Consider the following 13,976-nt stretch of genomic DNA (forward strand, 5'->3'; position numbering starts at 1 on the left):
TGGATAAATTACTATGAACCAAATCAGTTTAGAATTAGTGAATTATACAGACAAAATCTCTGAAATTAAACCGATACGAATTCAGGTCTTTCAAGTTGAACAAGGTGTTGACCCTGCTTTAGAATTTGATGGTTTAGATGAAACAGCCGAGCATATTTTGGCGTATTTAGATAATCAACCTGTTGGCACTCTCAGAATTCGCTATCTAGATAATCAGCTTGCAAAAATAGAACGCTTAGCCGTCCTCTCGGCAGCAAGGGGGCAAGGAATTGGGAGGAAGCTGACGGAAAAGGCAATAGAAGTCATAGAACAAAAAGAGATTTCAAAAGTGATGATTCATGCTCAGGAATATGCCAAAGGCTTATATGAAAAACTGGGTTTTGAACAAGTAGGGGGCATATTTGAGGAAGCGGGGATTCCCCATGTCAAGATGACTAAACACTTAAGATGAATGTCGCTGACTTAAGCCCTGAACTAAAGTTCGGGCTGAAAGCTAAAACCCGCTAAAACGGGTTGAAAGGCTAATGTAGTAAGCTTTAGCTTGACATATCTTTGAGCCTTAAATTTATTTCAAGGCTCTTATGTCAGTACCATTCCACTTAAGATAATGGCTCAGGTCAGTCTAACTGGGTTTTGAGCAGGAAGGGGAGAAATTTATAGTAGCTGGCAATCCTCATGCTCTAATCAAGATGAGGAAGCGCTGGGAAGAACTTAGGTAAATTTCGTGGCACAGCAAGACCAAGGTAATCAAAGGCAAGAGGTGAAAGATACACGGCAAACGGCTGATAAGGGAGAGAGTCTCTCCGTTTGGCAAAAGAATTCTTTTCCACTTGTACCACTGATATTAGGGGCAATATGGCTAGTAGGGGCATTATGCGATCGCCTTTGGTTAGCCTTAGACCACTCTATCCCCGCTTGGGACCCAACGAATCACCTCACTGGCTCATTAAATTATCTCAATGCGCTACAAAACGCCAAGTGGTTTTCTGGGGAATGGTGGACAAGCTTGTGGATGCTCTCTTCTAAGTATCCGCCCCTAACCTATATTGCCACGGCTCCTTTTCAACAACTCTTTGGCACTAGTCCCGACCAAGCACTGCTTGTTAATTTACTATTTAGTGCGGTTTTACTCGTCTCTGTTTACGGCATCGGTAAACACCTATTTAGTACCCAGGTAGGACTTTGGGCAGCAGGGCTATGTGTACTACTCCCCAGACTTTACATCATCCGGCTGCACTATGTACTCGATTATCCGCTCGTCGCACTTGTCGCCGCCAATTTTTGGGGCCTAACGGTATGGCGGGATAGAAAAACGCCTCGTCAGGGATGGTGCTGGGCATTAGCGTTTGGTGTTTGCTTTGGTCTAGCCATGATGGTAAAGCAGACCATCCTATTCTTTCTATTCGTACCCTTGCTGTGGCTTTTTGGAACACTGCTATGGCAACGCGCTTGGGGGCGAATCCTTCAGTTAATTAGTGCTTTCCTACTATCCCTATTCATCTTTGGCCCCTGGTACCGCACGAACTGGTTATTCGTGTTTAGCGTCCAGCAGAACAGCATTGTCATTCCCGCACTGAAAGAAGGCGACCCACCTCTCAACACCTTTGCCGCCTGGACGTATTATTGGAACGACCTTCCCCGTGCGGTAACTTGGCCGATACTCTTAGTCCCCTTAGTTGGCTTGTTGCTGTACTGGAGTCGCGTGTTTCCCAGCTTCCGCGATGGCACAAACAGCACCCACAATGCAACTTCAGCTTTACGTTGGTTAGCACTCTTTTTAGTCGGGTCTTACTTGATCAGCTCAGCAATTGTTAACAAAGACCTGCGTTATATCGCGCCTTTACTACCGATTCTCTCCGTGGTATTGGCATATGGCTTAACCCTATGGCCCAGACGACTTTGGGCAGTGCGTTGGGGGACAGTTGGCTTAGCCTTCCTCCTCATGTGCCTCAACCTCTTCCGCATCGGTGGTGTACCGGGAGATTATCTGGTAAAAGCCCTGAGTCCTAACTCTCACAGCTATCCTGAACAAGCGCAAGCCTGGCCTCATACTCAGGTAATTGATGAAATTATCCGTACTCAGCCCCAACTGCAAGCGACATTGGGCGTTTTGCCGAAAACCTCAGAAATTAACCACAATACCTTTAATTACTACGGGGCATTGCAAGATTTTCAGGTGTACGGGCGTGAAGTCGGTGTCCGCAAACGGTATCAGGCGAAAGATGTGCGATCGCTTTCTTGGTTCCTCACTAAAACTGGTGATGAAGCAACACGCAGCGAAGCCCAATCCCTTACAGTTCAAAGCATTGAGCAAAGCCCAGACTTCCAATTACAAAAAAATTGGACATTACCCGATCGCACTATTTTAAAGCTCTATCATCGTACCCCCGCCCCAATCCAAGTCCAACCGCTACAGCAACCGCTTACCAAAGTCAGCTTAGAGCGAGTCACCGTACCCCAACAAGCCCCACCTGGGATGCCAGTCCCAGTAACCTACGAATGGACAGGTGCTTGGGAGCAATTGCGATCAGGTATCGTATTGCTAACGTGGAAAAGCACCAGCAATCAAAATCCCAACTCGAATCAGACACGGTGGCTACATGACCACGGCATTGCGATGGGTGAATTGTATTCTGGACGCTCAAATCCTCAGCAATCCCCAGCGAGTTTTCGAGTCACCGAACAGATTGCCATGCTTCCCCCTACGGACATTGCCCCTGGAACTTACACGCTAGAGGCAACCTACCTAAACCGGGAAACGGGTGAGAATTACCCGATCACTGTACCAGCAGTAACGCTCAATATTGCTACCAATACCCCTGCTTTACCCGCTCCAGAATTAGATTTAGTCACCCAACTGCGAACGTTAGCGACTAGCTTACCGAAAGGGCGAGAAGCGATCGACCCGATCTTTGACGAAATTGGACGAATCAACCAGTATGACCCCGTTCAAGATTACACCAAACAAGCCGAACTCGCTCTCGCCTACCGCCTCCAGCAGGAACCACAAAACCGAGATTTAGCTTATGCCCTCGCCTTTTCAAGAGTATTGCAGGAAGATACCAAAGGTGCGATCGCAGCTTTAAAACAAGTCGTGCAACTAGACTCCCAAAATCCCTTTGCCCACGCCTATCTTGCCTTTGTCTACCTCTATGAATGGCGTGGAAAAGCAGCCCAAGAAGCACTCCAACCTGCCCTTGCCCTCAACCCTAATATCCCAGAAATCCAAGCTCTTTCCGGTGCAGCCGCACTCCTACAAGGTAATATTTTCAAAGCTTGGAGTGTCCTTCAAAAACTAAACCTTTAAATCCATTGAGCTATTTGAATAAGCCTTTCCAAAGCGTAATTCCACAAAAAGCGGCAGATGATCTGAGCCAATATTGAACCCAGTAGCACGGTTTATGGTGGTAATCGACTTACTGTGCAAACAATGGTCGATCGCAATCTTCAGCACAGACGGGAAATCAGCCGGCCAAGTCGGTTGCAAACCAAACCCTTGCTGTGAATTGTGAAGAGCGCTCTCGTGTAGAAACGAACGAAACCGACCTGACCACGGGGTACTATTAAAATCACCAATGACTACCACCTCACGTTTGTACTCTCTTTGCTAACGCAGGCTCCATTCAGCCGTGGCATCGAACTCTACATCTTGAAAAGCTGACGAATCGTGGCTCTGTGGGCGGATTATACTTAAGCCAAGAATTACAACCTCTGTACCTTCCCACCGGAGCGTTGTTTCAACCAGTGGTTGTCCTGAGTAAGGCGGCAGTGCGATAATTTGTGTCGCCACTAGCTCAAGTAACTTTGATGGAGCGATCGGCACAAGCATAGCAAGACCCGTGGAGTCCTCTTTTGGAAAAGACGTAACCACTCGGTATCGTGAGAGATTTGATTCCAGTGTGGTCAGCCATCTTGATGTGACCTCTTGTAACAAAACTAGATCAGCATTTTTTCCTTCTATGTACCGTATGGCTTGGCTCGTATCTTTATTGCTATGGTCAAGGTTAGCGTAGAGAAGGCGAAACGTACTGCCAGGGATGTGGTTAGCTTGCTCTAGGTAGGAGCCTTGAGCGGATGCAAAAAAGAGGGGGGCGAGGAGAGCGAGATTAAGCGCTAATGGTAAACACCACACAAAGCTCCACGTTCTACTTGACACTCCCCGGTCTGAAGACGAGGGGATTCTTAAGACCACAACTTGAGTCTTAAAGGCGCTGACAAATCGCCTCTACTGATTCCGCTTAGATCAAGCCCAAGCATCATCACTACTTTTTTTCCAATGTTTGCAGCGCCATTGCAGTCTGCATTGATCAGCCAGCCCTGAGCGGTTTTGTATAGACCACGCTTAACCCGTTTACCGCTTGCTTGCCACCCTTCAGGTTTTGCACCGAATGTAGGTAGCGAGTCATTATCGACAAACGAAGCCTTAGAAGAATAGGATTCTTCAGTTTCTACAAATTTGATACCGTATTGCTCACACAGTTGAGCGATTCGACCTTTCAATCTACCCGTAGGAATCTGCACAAACTTTTGGTTTGTTTTACTTCCCATGTTGGCAGAATCTTTTTGACCCTTATTCCATCCGAAAACAACCGTTCCAATACGATTCTGTAAACAGTGCTGTATCACTTTTCTCGCTGCTTTGTTGATAGCATCACGCATCTGGCGATTGCGTTTTTCAGTTAAGCTTGCAAGTCGTTTAGACCAATAGCCGTTAGCCTTTCCTTCCATCAGAAAAGCAACTCGCTTGTTGTATCCTTGGTTGATGGATTTTAGATGTTTGCCATCAACGATAAAGCTAGTGCCTACATTGCTTACACAGGTTAGCCAGTTATTCATGCCGTGATCAATTGATAGGCACTTAGCATGGTCAATGTCTGCCTGAATATCACCAGTTTTGTAGACCAACTCCAGATAGAAACAACCATTACGAGGAAGAATTCGATACTCTCGAATCGACTTGAAATCGAGGTTTGACGGTATTGGCAGATAGAACGAATCCAATCCAAACCAAGCTTTAACCTTGCTTCCAAGCGGAAATCTCAGCATCCCCTCTTTGAGCTTTACCGACCGTCCTGTAAAGGTTACTAGCGCCATTCCGCCTTGACGATACCCCGGCAGCTTGGGGCGTTGCGTTACCGTCCCCTTCTTAACGCCCCTGAGCAGTCCCAAAAAAGACTTAAAAGACTCTGCCACACCCGCTAGAATTTGCTGCGCTGTATCCGAATAGAACGCCTGGTAATGTAAGTTTTGATTCTCAGTTCCTAGAACCTTGTGTAATTCAGCGCGATTCGGGATTCTACCGATCTTGAAATACAATTGACGCGAATAGTAGATGCCGCAATTTGACAGCTTTGCAGACTCAGAACAAAGATACTCAAGAATTGCCTGAGTTTCTTTGTCCGTTTTAATTAGAACCTGTTGGCATCCAAACATTGTTTTACCTCCTTTATTTATAATAACAGAGTAATAATACTTTGTCTTGGGTTATGCCTACTAAAAAACACCCTGTTCCCGCTTATTTGGATGATTACGAATTTGAAAAGCTCGTCAAGATTGCAGCTAAATGGGGATGCAGTTTGTCAGCAGCGATAAAACGGATGATTAGAGAGAATGAAGAGGTAGGCGGCTAAAGCCGCTCGTGTGGGCTTTCCTCCCTGTCTCTTCAGAGTAGGGAGGAAAGCCCTACCGCTATTTTCTGGTGAAATGCCGCCAATGACCAACGCCGTCACTAGAACCAGGCAGTATTGTGGTCTAAGATGCTCGATAAGCTCGAAAACCCACCAAAGACTTCCAGCAAAACCCAGCACTGTTGCGATCGCGGCACCACTAGCTGCAATATCAAGTAAGAATTTAGCTGAATTGACCGCTCTTAAGACTACTGTTGTTAGCTTAGGCATCTATCTGTGGGCTGACGGCTCAGTCCAAGCTAGCACAGAGTAAATGTTGTCAAAGGGATGTGGTGATTGTGTTACAGCCGCTTATGCCCTTCAAATATTAGAAAGGCTCCCAGAGGAAGTCCTAGAAGCCTGATGTCCTATCAGTAGCAATGCCTTCGTTACCTGGCATTTGCATTAATTGGAGTTTACTACAGTAAATAAAAGTAATCATCTATCCCAAGGAATCCCCCTAATGATAGAGAAAATACAATGTTAGGAAATTTAGTTAGCCTAGCACGTCCAAGAGCATAAATCTAAAGTTCATCTACCACCTTTAACCGTCCTCTGCGTACAGCATAGAGTAGACGGTTAACTGATTGTTCCTCTTCTTCAGTTAGAGAATTATCTAATACTGATGCCATCAAGCCATAACGATTAGGAAGAGTAATTTTGCCATCTTCAGTCACGTCCGCACATAAATCTGCGATCGCATTTGGTAGAAGACAAACTTTACACAGATTAGGATTTTTCATAGTGTAGATTCTAACCCTACATCCCTAACCCTATTGTTATAAAATTGAGCCGGAATCTATCAAAGGCGAGAACCCTAACCTCTTGCCGTTACCGCCACAGAGATAACAAAGTTTGAGCTAATTCTATCAATAGGTGTATTAAATGACTCTTTTCCTTGAAACTTTATTGCTAATTTACAAAAGAGTTAAGTAGGTGGAATTGGCTCTCAGCTCAGAAAAAAATCCTTCTTGTACAAAATCATCATTGTTTGTTGAAGACGCATTAACCTGTGTTAGTAAACGAATAAAATGCAACGCAGGGTTTTTATGCCGCTTATCTATAAATTTTTCTGAACCCAGTTGGTTATAACGATAGATGAGTTGATAAACCCACTGAGGATTGTAGCCTGTGATACTAGCGGCTTCTTCCGTTGATTTTCCCTGAGCAACTAACCAAACGATTTGAAGCTGACTACGTTCAGCAGGAACCTTTGCCTGACGATAGCGCATTTCCAGTTCGTCAATACTCAGGTGAGGTTGGAGGGCAATCGGTTCCGAGATTGGGTTAAGTTGCATACTGGGAAGCTCTAAAGGTTGGGATTGATAGTGAAAAGTCCGTTTTGGAACCTTTAAGGAGTTATCTTGCCAGGACTTGCAGTATATGTGCATCTATACAAAGCTTTATATTTAGCTATGAAAAGCCAGATGGTAGGATACTGGTGGTCACTTGATAGGGGGTCAGACCCTACATCCTCAAATGGGTTGTCCGGGGAAAAGCATTGTTGGTATGAAACGCTTTTTATTAGTTCCAGTCCTGTTTGCCGCTAGTACCCTCGTCTTGGTTGACTTAGTGGGATTGGCAGCAGTTTTTAGAACATCCAGACGATTGTCTGGTTTCTCCATAGATAATCGTCACTATATTTACCTCGAAAGCTCTCGCAATTCTGTGACAGAGATTCCACTGGCACAAATACAAATTATTGACGTGGCAAATAATGCGTGTGTGAGGAATGGTTGTCTGAAAACTGACTATACTCAAGACCAGGCAAATCTTAGCAATAAAGCCGCAGAAGATGAGTTACTGCAAAGAACAGCATCAATTCGCCAGAGTTTGAGGTTAAACCAGCTAAAAGTCGGACTGCCGCTGCCAATTATTTCTCGTAAAACAAATCCTGATAGAAGCGAGACAGTTCAAGTGCGGGTGAGTACTCAAACTCAACCAATGCAGATTCTACTTCAGCAGCGCTACCTCTCACCAATCGATCCAGGAGGTGATTTTACTGTAGATCGTGCTTCCATGCGGCTCGTGATTAATTACAACAATAGTCGCCTGACGATTGGCGATTTGAACAATTACCGCGATGCAGTACAGAAATACTCAATCCGAGAAGTACGCCTATCACCAGATAGACGCAACATCGTAGTGCTAATCGACATGACTCAACCAACTTATGAGGGTGTAGTGCAGACAACCTTTGTGCAAAGCTTTCCGATTTAGAGGGTGGGGAGATAGGGAGAGGAAAATTTGCCTACCACCTACTACCTACCGCCATAAGCGATCGCATCTTTGCCATCTCGTTGTCACTTTTGCGTCACATTGACTGATTAGCTTTTAGATGGAGTAGACATAAGTCGGCTTCAGAGTCCAAACAACAAAAGCCTATTGTGCTCTCTTGATCGAAGGCAGGAGAGCATTTTTTTTGATTAGACATAAGCTAATATGCATTCAAATTGCAGTAGCGCTTGTTACTTTTAGCTTTTCTCACTGTGAATTTTGAATGCGAGAATTTTGAATTGCTTAATACAGCTATCCTTTGAAAAAAAAGCGGTATGGTTTGAGTAAGCTCAATGAATGAGCTGGCTCCAGTAGACAATTCCAATTAATCAATTTGCCAACCCTAACAATTAGGAAGCTATGGCGAAACCTGTACTCTTAACAGTGGACGACGACCCGGAAGTTTTACAAGCCGTTGCCCGTGATTTACGAGGCGAGTATGGCGATCGCTTTCGAGTCGTGCGTGCTGACTCTGGCGCATCTGCGCTAGACACACTCAAACAGTTAAAACTCAGAAACGAGGCAGTTGCGCTATTTCTCGTCGATCAACGGATGCCGCAGATGAGCGGTGTTGAGTTCATCGAACAAGCAATTACGCTATACCCAGACGCGAAGCGTGTCTTACTCACCGCGTATGCTGACACTAATGCTGCAATCCGCGCCATTAATTCAGCAAACATTGATTACTACTTAATGAAACCTTGGGAACCTCCAGAGGAGCGCTTGTATCCAGTACTCAACGATCTACTAGATGACTGGCAAGCCAACTTCCGCTCACCCTTTGAAGGAATTCGGGTAATTGGCGATCGCTGGAGTCCTTATTCCCACCAAGTCAAAGACTTTCTCGCTCGCAATCAAGTTCCATATCAGTGGTTGGATGTCGAGCAAGAAACCGAAGCACAACGTCTGCTTAGCTACGCAGAGTGCCCAAATCGTAAACTACCACTGGTACTCTTTCCGAATGGCGATCGCTTGATTCAGCCGACTAATGTCCAAGTTGCTGAAAAAATTGGACTACAAACGATTGCCCAAAAGCCGTTTTATGACCTGATTATCGTCGGTGGTGGCCCGGCTGGGCTAGCTGCTGCCGTTTATGGGGCATCGGAAGGCTTGCATACCGTAATGATTGAACGTGAAGCCCCTGGTGGACAAGCAGGAACCAGTTCCCGAATTGAAAATTACCTAGGTTTTCCAGTTGGTTTAAGCGGAGGTGATTTAGCTAGACGTGCGGTTACTCAAGCAAGACGCTTCGGTGTAGAAATTCTTACCCCCCAAGAAGCAACAGCAATTCGCACTCAAGACCAATATCGGATTCTTACCCTAAGTGATGGTAAAGAAATTAGCTGCCATGCTTTAATCCTCGCGTTGGGTGTGTCGTGGCGACGGCTGAATATCCCAGGAGTTGAAAAGCTAACTGGCGCAGGTGTGTACTATGGTGCAGCGCAAACGGAAGCACTTGCCTGTACTAACGAAGATGTTTACGTCATCGGTGGGGCAAATTCAGCCGGACAGGCAGCAATGTATTTTTCTAAATATGCCCGTAAAGTCACGATGTTAGTACGGGGTGACTCTCTGACCAAGAGTATGTCCCAGTACCTAATTGACCAAATCGAAGCAACAGACAATATCACCGTGCAAACGCATTCAAGTGTGATTGAAGCCAAAGGTGAGACAAGCCTAGAAGCATTGGTCATCGAAAACTCGCAAACGGGTGAAACACAAACTGTTCCAGCTAATTCCCTGTTTATCTTCATCGGTGCTTTGCCTCATACTGATTGGTTAGATGGAGTAGTTGAGCGAGGTGAGCGCGGCTTTATCCTGACAGGGCCCGACCTCAAGCGTGTCAGTGAAATTCAGGCTGCCCGTAACCGTATACCTGAAAACCGTCCACGGGGATGGTCTTTAGACCGTGACCCCTTCTTGCTGGAGACAAACATCCCTGGTGTCTTTGCTGTCGGTGATGTCCGTTCCGGTTCCGTGAAGCGTGTCGCTTCTGGGGTAGGGGAGGGTTCGATTTGTGTTCAGTTTGTCCATCAATATCTCAGCAAAGTGGTGTGAGGGGTAATAAGAGCGATCGCCGACTGTTGAGGTAGCGATCGCTCTTATCAGCAAAGTTCGCCAGATTCAGCGTAAGAAACAAATATTTGATGTAAGGACATATTGGAGTCAAAAAGTTTACAGCCATGACCCAAATCACTCTCACTGAAGCCTCTCAACATCTTTCTGACCTAATCGAAGCAGCACTTAAGGGCGAAGAAATCATAATCACGAAAGACAATAAACCTGTTGTAAAACTGGTAGCCGTCTCGTCTGTGAAAAAACGTTGGCCGGCTAAGGCTGGGAGCGCTAAAGGCTTAGTCACAATATCAGATGATTTTGACGAGCCTTTAGAGGACTTCAAGGACTATATGTAATGAGGCTACTACTAGATACTCATACCTTCATTTGGTTCGTTACCAACAGCCCTAAGCTGAGTGTCATAGTACGGTCATTAATTGAGGATGAGAATAACGAAAAGCTACTGAGTACAGCTAGCCTTTGGGAAATGGCAATTAAACAAAGTACAGGAAAGCTGAGTTTTAGTCTGCCCTTTCGGGAATTTATAGAGCAGCAACTTAGTCGCAACAGTACCGAGTTACTGAATATCAATTTAGACCACATCACTGTTGTGGCGACACTACCTTTTCATCATCGCGATCCTTCGATAGGCTTTTAATTGCACAGGCTATGGCGGAGCAGATACCGATTTTGAGTGCTGATTCTGCCTTTGATGCCTATTCAATTAATTACGTATGGTAAGTAAGTAGGTCAGCACTAATATTTGTCATGTCACAGCGAGAACAGGTTCTTCGTCTTATTAGTGAGTGCCTAATGCAGACTTGCAAAAACTCACAAACAATAGACCTTTGTTCTCGGAGGACAGCTATGAAACTGCTTGAAATTCAATCCAGCGTTCGTCAGGAAGGTTCCGTCTCTCGCACCCTCGCATCGAAGTTCATCCATGCATGGCGATCGCATCAGATTGATGTAAAGCAAATTCTACGAGACGTAGGAGCAAATCCCCCTAAACTACCAACCGCAGCATGGGTGGTTGCAAATTATACCCCTCCTCAAGCCCGGACTCAGGAAATGAGAGACGAGCTAGCTGAGTCAGAAATGCTTATTGAGGAACTTGCAACAGCAGAACGAATTGTGCTGGGAGTTCCTATGTACAATTTCAGCGTACCCACCAATCTCAAAGCATACATTGACAATGTTGTTCGCGTCGATCGTACATTCAGCTTTGACCGTTCGACAGGAATGTTTGGTAGTCTCCTGACTGGCAAAAAAGCCTTGATAATCAGTTCAAGGGCAGGGGGCTATGCGCCAGGTACACCGACAGCGGCAATAGACTTCTGCGAACCTTATTTAAGGTTCATTCTGAATTTCATCGGTATTGAGGATGTGGAATATATTGAAGTTCCCAATCAATTTGGGTCTAGTGAAGAACGACAGCAGGCAACAGAAACTGCTCTCGAACGTCTCATGGAATTGGCGCAAACTTGGTAACAGTGTCTTCACTTCAGTGAGCTTAGGGAGATGTGAATGCTCAAGTCGAATTTGCTGGTAGGAGAACATCATGAATCATTTAGAACAATTTGAACAGCATCGTTCTCTACTGTTTTCACTCGCTTATCGAATGCTAAGCAGCGTCAGTGATGCTGAAGATATGGTGCAAGAAGCCTTCTTGCGATGGCAGCAGGTTCCAGAAGCAACGGTGCGGTTGCCCAAAACTTATCTTTCGTCAATTGTTACTCGTCTTTGCATCGATCACTTGCGATCAGCGCGGGTGCAACGCGAACAGTATGTCGGGACATGGTTGCCTGAACCGCTAGTGACACAATCTACAACTGACCCTATCGAAGTAGCTGAGTTGGCAGACAGTCTCTCCATAGCATTTTTGGTAATGCTAGAGCGGTTGTCACCTACTGAACGAGCTGTTCTTCTACTGCGTAAAGTATTCGACTATAGCTATGCAGATATCGGACAAATTTTGCATAAAGGTGAGGTGAATTGCCGTCAAATTCTACGACGAGCCAAGCAAAAGCTCACCTCTAAAGCCTTTGATCTCAACATGCCATTACAGCAGCAGGAAGAACTGACCGAACAATTTTTGCAAACCTGGATGCAAGCCGATATGCAAAGTCTGCTCACACTCGTTGCAGAGGGCGCTACATTTTGGGCAGATGGTGGTGGTAAGGTTGTGGCAGCAGTAAATCCCCTATACGGCGCAAGGAAGATTGTCCGATTTTTGATTGCTACCCGTCACAGCAAAGTTTTACCTGATGTAACCTCACAACGGATTTATATGAATGGTCAACCTGGCATCATTAACTCCGTCAATGGTCATCTACACAGTGTATTTAGCTTTGAGTTTGCTAATGGGCACATTCAGTCTATCTTTGCGGTTGTCAATCCCGATAAGCTTCAGCAAATCTTAGAGCGACAGCCTCGTTTAGAGATATAAAGTTTAACGGTCGAAAAATACGTTGGAGCGGCGAGAAGGATCTGTAGTATTAGTAAGGAATAGCACTTCACGCCTATACTTCGCTTCCATTGTTTATAAAATCTCAGCAAGGTGTTGTGATGCTAATTGAGGCTTTACGTCAGGTGCCAGTTTTCTCAAAATTACAAGAGGATCGGTTGCAGTGGTTATCTAAAGTAGGTAAGGAGGCTTGGTTAGAACCAGGTGAACTGCACCGGGGAGAAGGCAGTCCTGCCGATCATGTATTTGTGCTGCTTGAGGGTGAAATTCGGATTTACCAAAAAGTGGATGAGCAAGAAGTCGTACTCACCACGTACAAACCCAACGAATTGTATGGCGAGTTGCCTGTTTTGACGGGTGACGAATATCTTTGGGCAAGTGGACGCGCCGTAACACACTCCTATGTCTTCGAGTTACCAAAAGATGCCTTTTGGCAATTGCTCTCAAGTTGTTCTTGCGTAATGACAGCAATTTTAGGCACGATGGCGCGTCGGATGCAAGACATTCAGACCTTATCCCAACAGCGTGAAAAACTAGCGGCACTCGGTACTTTAGCGGCTGGACTCGCGCACGAGATGAATAATCCCGCCGCCGCTGTGGTAAGGGGTGCAAGGCACTTGCAAGATATTTTTGAAGAATTGCCGTGTCTTTCGCTAAAGCTAAATCAGCAACAGATGACACCTGTTCAACTAGAGTTTCTGGCTGACTTGCAGTGCGAAGTGGTGAAAAGTGCGAAAACAGCGCCCCGGCTCGATCCTCTCAGACAAAGCGATCGCGAAGATGAAGTCAATGACTGGCTAGACGCACACGATGTAAAAGATGGCTGGAAACTCTCCTCAACTCTAGTCAGTGCAGGTTTAGATACCGCATGGCTAGACACTGTTGCCACGAAAGTACCCCCTGAATGTCTCAGTGATGCCCTGACTTGGATTTCAACGGCGTTAACAGGTGTTGGCGTGTTATCCGAAGTTGAACAGGGATCGTCGCGTATTTCCCAATTGGTGAAAGCGATTAAAGATTATTCCTACATGGATCAAGCACCACTACAGGACGTGGACGTGCATGAGGGATTGGAGAGTACAATTACCATCCTGAGTTATAAACTCAAAACAGGTGTGACAGTCACTCGTGAATATGACCCCAATTTACCGCGCCTACTCGCCTACGGCAGCGAACTCAACCAGGTGTGGACGAACCTGATTGATAATGCGATCGAAGCCATGAACGGACAAGGGGAGATATGGATTCGTACTTGGTGTGAGTATGACCATGTGCTAGTAGAAATTGCCGACAACGGACCCGGTATTCCACGAGACATCCAGCCTCGTATTTTTGAACCGTTTTTCACTACGAAAGGTGTAGGGCAAGGAACTGGATTGGGGTTAGACGTGACCTACCGTATTGTTAGCAAACACAACGGAAATATCAGCTTCATTTCCCAACCAGGAGATACCCGCTTTCAAGTCCGTTTACCAATCGGTTCTCAAACAGCCTAGAACTCATAACGC

The 13,976-nt window shown here is 45.7% G+C and carries 16 protein-coding genes; 9 read left to right on the plus strand and 7 right to left on the minus strand.

Annotated elements, in window-relative coordinates:
* The first annotated feature begins 13 nt into the window (after positions 1-13).
* The gene (locus tag AC5JL3_RS14390) at positions 14-451 is read left to right on the plus strand and encodes a GNAT family N-acetyltransferase (RefSeq protein WP_496075126.1); all 438 of its coding nucleotides are present in this window, start codon (positions 14-16) and stop codon (positions 449-451) included.
* 273 nt (positions 452-724) lie between these two features.
* Complete coding sequence (locus AC5JL3_RS14395) at positions 725-3,307, plus strand: phospholipid carrier-dependent glycosyltransferase (protein WP_496075127.1); 2,583 nt, start codon at positions 725-727, stop codon at positions 3,305-3,307.
* Here the strand turns inward: AC5JL3_RS14395 and AC5JL3_RS14400 are convergent.
* From AC5JL3_RS14400 to AC5JL3_RS14425, 6 genes are all read right to left on the minus strand, one after another.
* Positions 3,296-3,586 (minus strand): endonuclease/exonuclease/phosphatase family protein, encoded by a 291-nt coding sequence (locus AC5JL3_RS14400; RefSeq protein ID WP_496075128.1) that lies wholly within the window; start codon positions 3,584-3,586, stop codon positions 3,296-3,298. The genes AC5JL3_RS14395 and AC5JL3_RS14400 overlap by 12 nt on opposite strands.
* A 21-nt stretch (positions 3,587-3,607) precedes the next feature.
* Positions 3,608-4,132, minus strand: a complete 525-nt coding sequence (locus AC5JL3_RS14405) for a hypothetical protein (RefSeq protein WP_496075129.1) — start codon at positions 4,130-4,132, stop codon at positions 3,608-3,610.
* A gap of 50 nt (positions 4,133-4,182) precedes the next feature.
* Complete coding sequence (locus AC5JL3_RS14410) at positions 4,183-5,433, minus strand: RNA-guided endonuclease InsQ/TnpB family protein (protein ID WP_496075130.1); 1,251 nt, start codon at positions 5,431-5,433, stop codon at positions 4,183-4,185.
* A 146-nt stretch (positions 5,434-5,579) separates the two neighbouring features.
* Positions 5,580-5,897: a hypothetical protein gene (locus AC5JL3_RS14415; protein WP_496075131.1), complete on the minus strand. Its 318-nt coding sequence runs from the start codon at positions 5,895-5,897 to the stop codon at positions 5,580-5,582.
* A gap of 293 nt (positions 5,898-6,190) precedes the next feature.
* Positions 6,191-6,409, minus strand: coding sequence for a hypothetical protein (locus AC5JL3_RS14420; RefSeq protein WP_192217138.1), 219 nt, complete (start codon positions 6,407-6,409; stop codon positions 6,191-6,193).
* Positions 6,410-6,583: 174 nt separating this feature from the next.
* Positions 6,584-6,964, minus strand: coding sequence for a helix-turn-helix domain-containing protein (locus AC5JL3_RS14425; protein WP_496075132.1), 381 nt, complete (start codon positions 6,962-6,964; stop codon positions 6,584-6,586).
* Between the two features lie 211 nt (positions 6,965-7,175).
* On the opposite strand from AC5JL3_RS14425, the gene AC5JL3_RS14430 reads away from it, so the two are divergent.
* The gene (locus AC5JL3_RS14430; protein ID WP_496075133.1) at positions 7,176-7,886 is read left to right on the plus strand and encodes a DUF2259 domain-containing protein; all 711 of its coding nucleotides are present in this window, start codon (positions 7,176-7,178) and stop codon (positions 7,884-7,886) included.
* Between the two features lie 417 nt (positions 7,887-8,303).
* Positions 8,304-10,001, plus strand: coding sequence for an FAD-dependent oxidoreductase (locus AC5JL3_RS14435; protein ID WP_496075134.1), 1,698 nt, complete (start codon positions 8,304-8,306; stop codon positions 9,999-10,001).
* Here AC5JL3_RS14435 and AC5JL3_RS14440 read toward each other — a convergent pair.
* A complete protein-coding gene (locus AC5JL3_RS14440; RefSeq protein ID WP_496075135.1) occupies positions 9,985-10,128 on the minus strand; it encodes a hypothetical protein in 144 nt (47 codons plus the stop codon). The genes AC5JL3_RS14435 and AC5JL3_RS14440 overlap by 17 nt on opposite strands.
* Between AC5JL3_RS14440 and AC5JL3_RS14445 the strand changes: the two genes are divergently transcribed.
* The 5 genes from AC5JL3_RS14445 to AC5JL3_RS14465 all read left to right on the plus strand — a co-directional run bounded on the left by AC5JL3_RS14445 (position 10,127) and on the right by AC5JL3_RS14465 (position 13,964).
* On the plus strand, positions 10,127-10,357 hold the full coding sequence (locus AC5JL3_RS14445) for a type II toxin-antitoxin system Phd/YefM family antitoxin (RefSeq protein ID WP_192217142.1): 231 nt from the start codon (positions 10,127-10,129) through the stop codon (positions 10,355-10,357). The two genes, AC5JL3_RS14440 and AC5JL3_RS14445, sit on opposite strands and share 2 nt — an antisense overlap.
* Complete coding sequence (locus AC5JL3_RS14450) at positions 10,357-10,659, plus strand: type II toxin-antitoxin system VapC family toxin (protein WP_496075136.1); 303 nt, start codon at positions 10,357-10,359, stop codon at positions 10,657-10,659. The genes AC5JL3_RS14445 and AC5JL3_RS14450 overlap by 1 nt, the downstream gene beginning before the upstream one ends.
* Positions 10,660-10,868: 209 nt before the next feature.
* On the plus strand, positions 10,869-11,492 hold the full coding sequence (locus tag AC5JL3_RS14455; protein ID WP_496075137.1) for an FMN-dependent NADH-azoreductase: 624 nt from the start codon (positions 10,869-10,871) through the stop codon (positions 11,490-11,492).
* Between the two features lie 70 nt (positions 11,493-11,562).
* Positions 11,563-12,450, plus strand: coding sequence for an RNA polymerase sigma-70 factor (locus AC5JL3_RS14460; protein ID WP_496075138.1), 888 nt, complete (start codon positions 11,563-11,565; stop codon positions 12,448-12,450).
* 119 nt (positions 12,451-12,569) lie between these two features.
* Positions 12,570-13,964 (plus strand): ATP-binding protein, encoded by a 1,395-nt coding sequence (locus AC5JL3_RS14465; RefSeq protein WP_496075139.1) that lies wholly within the window; start codon positions 12,570-12,572, stop codon positions 13,962-13,964.
* Positions 13,965-13,976: the final 12 nt, after the last annotated feature.

This window comes from Symplocastrum torsivum (assembly GCF_059505465.1).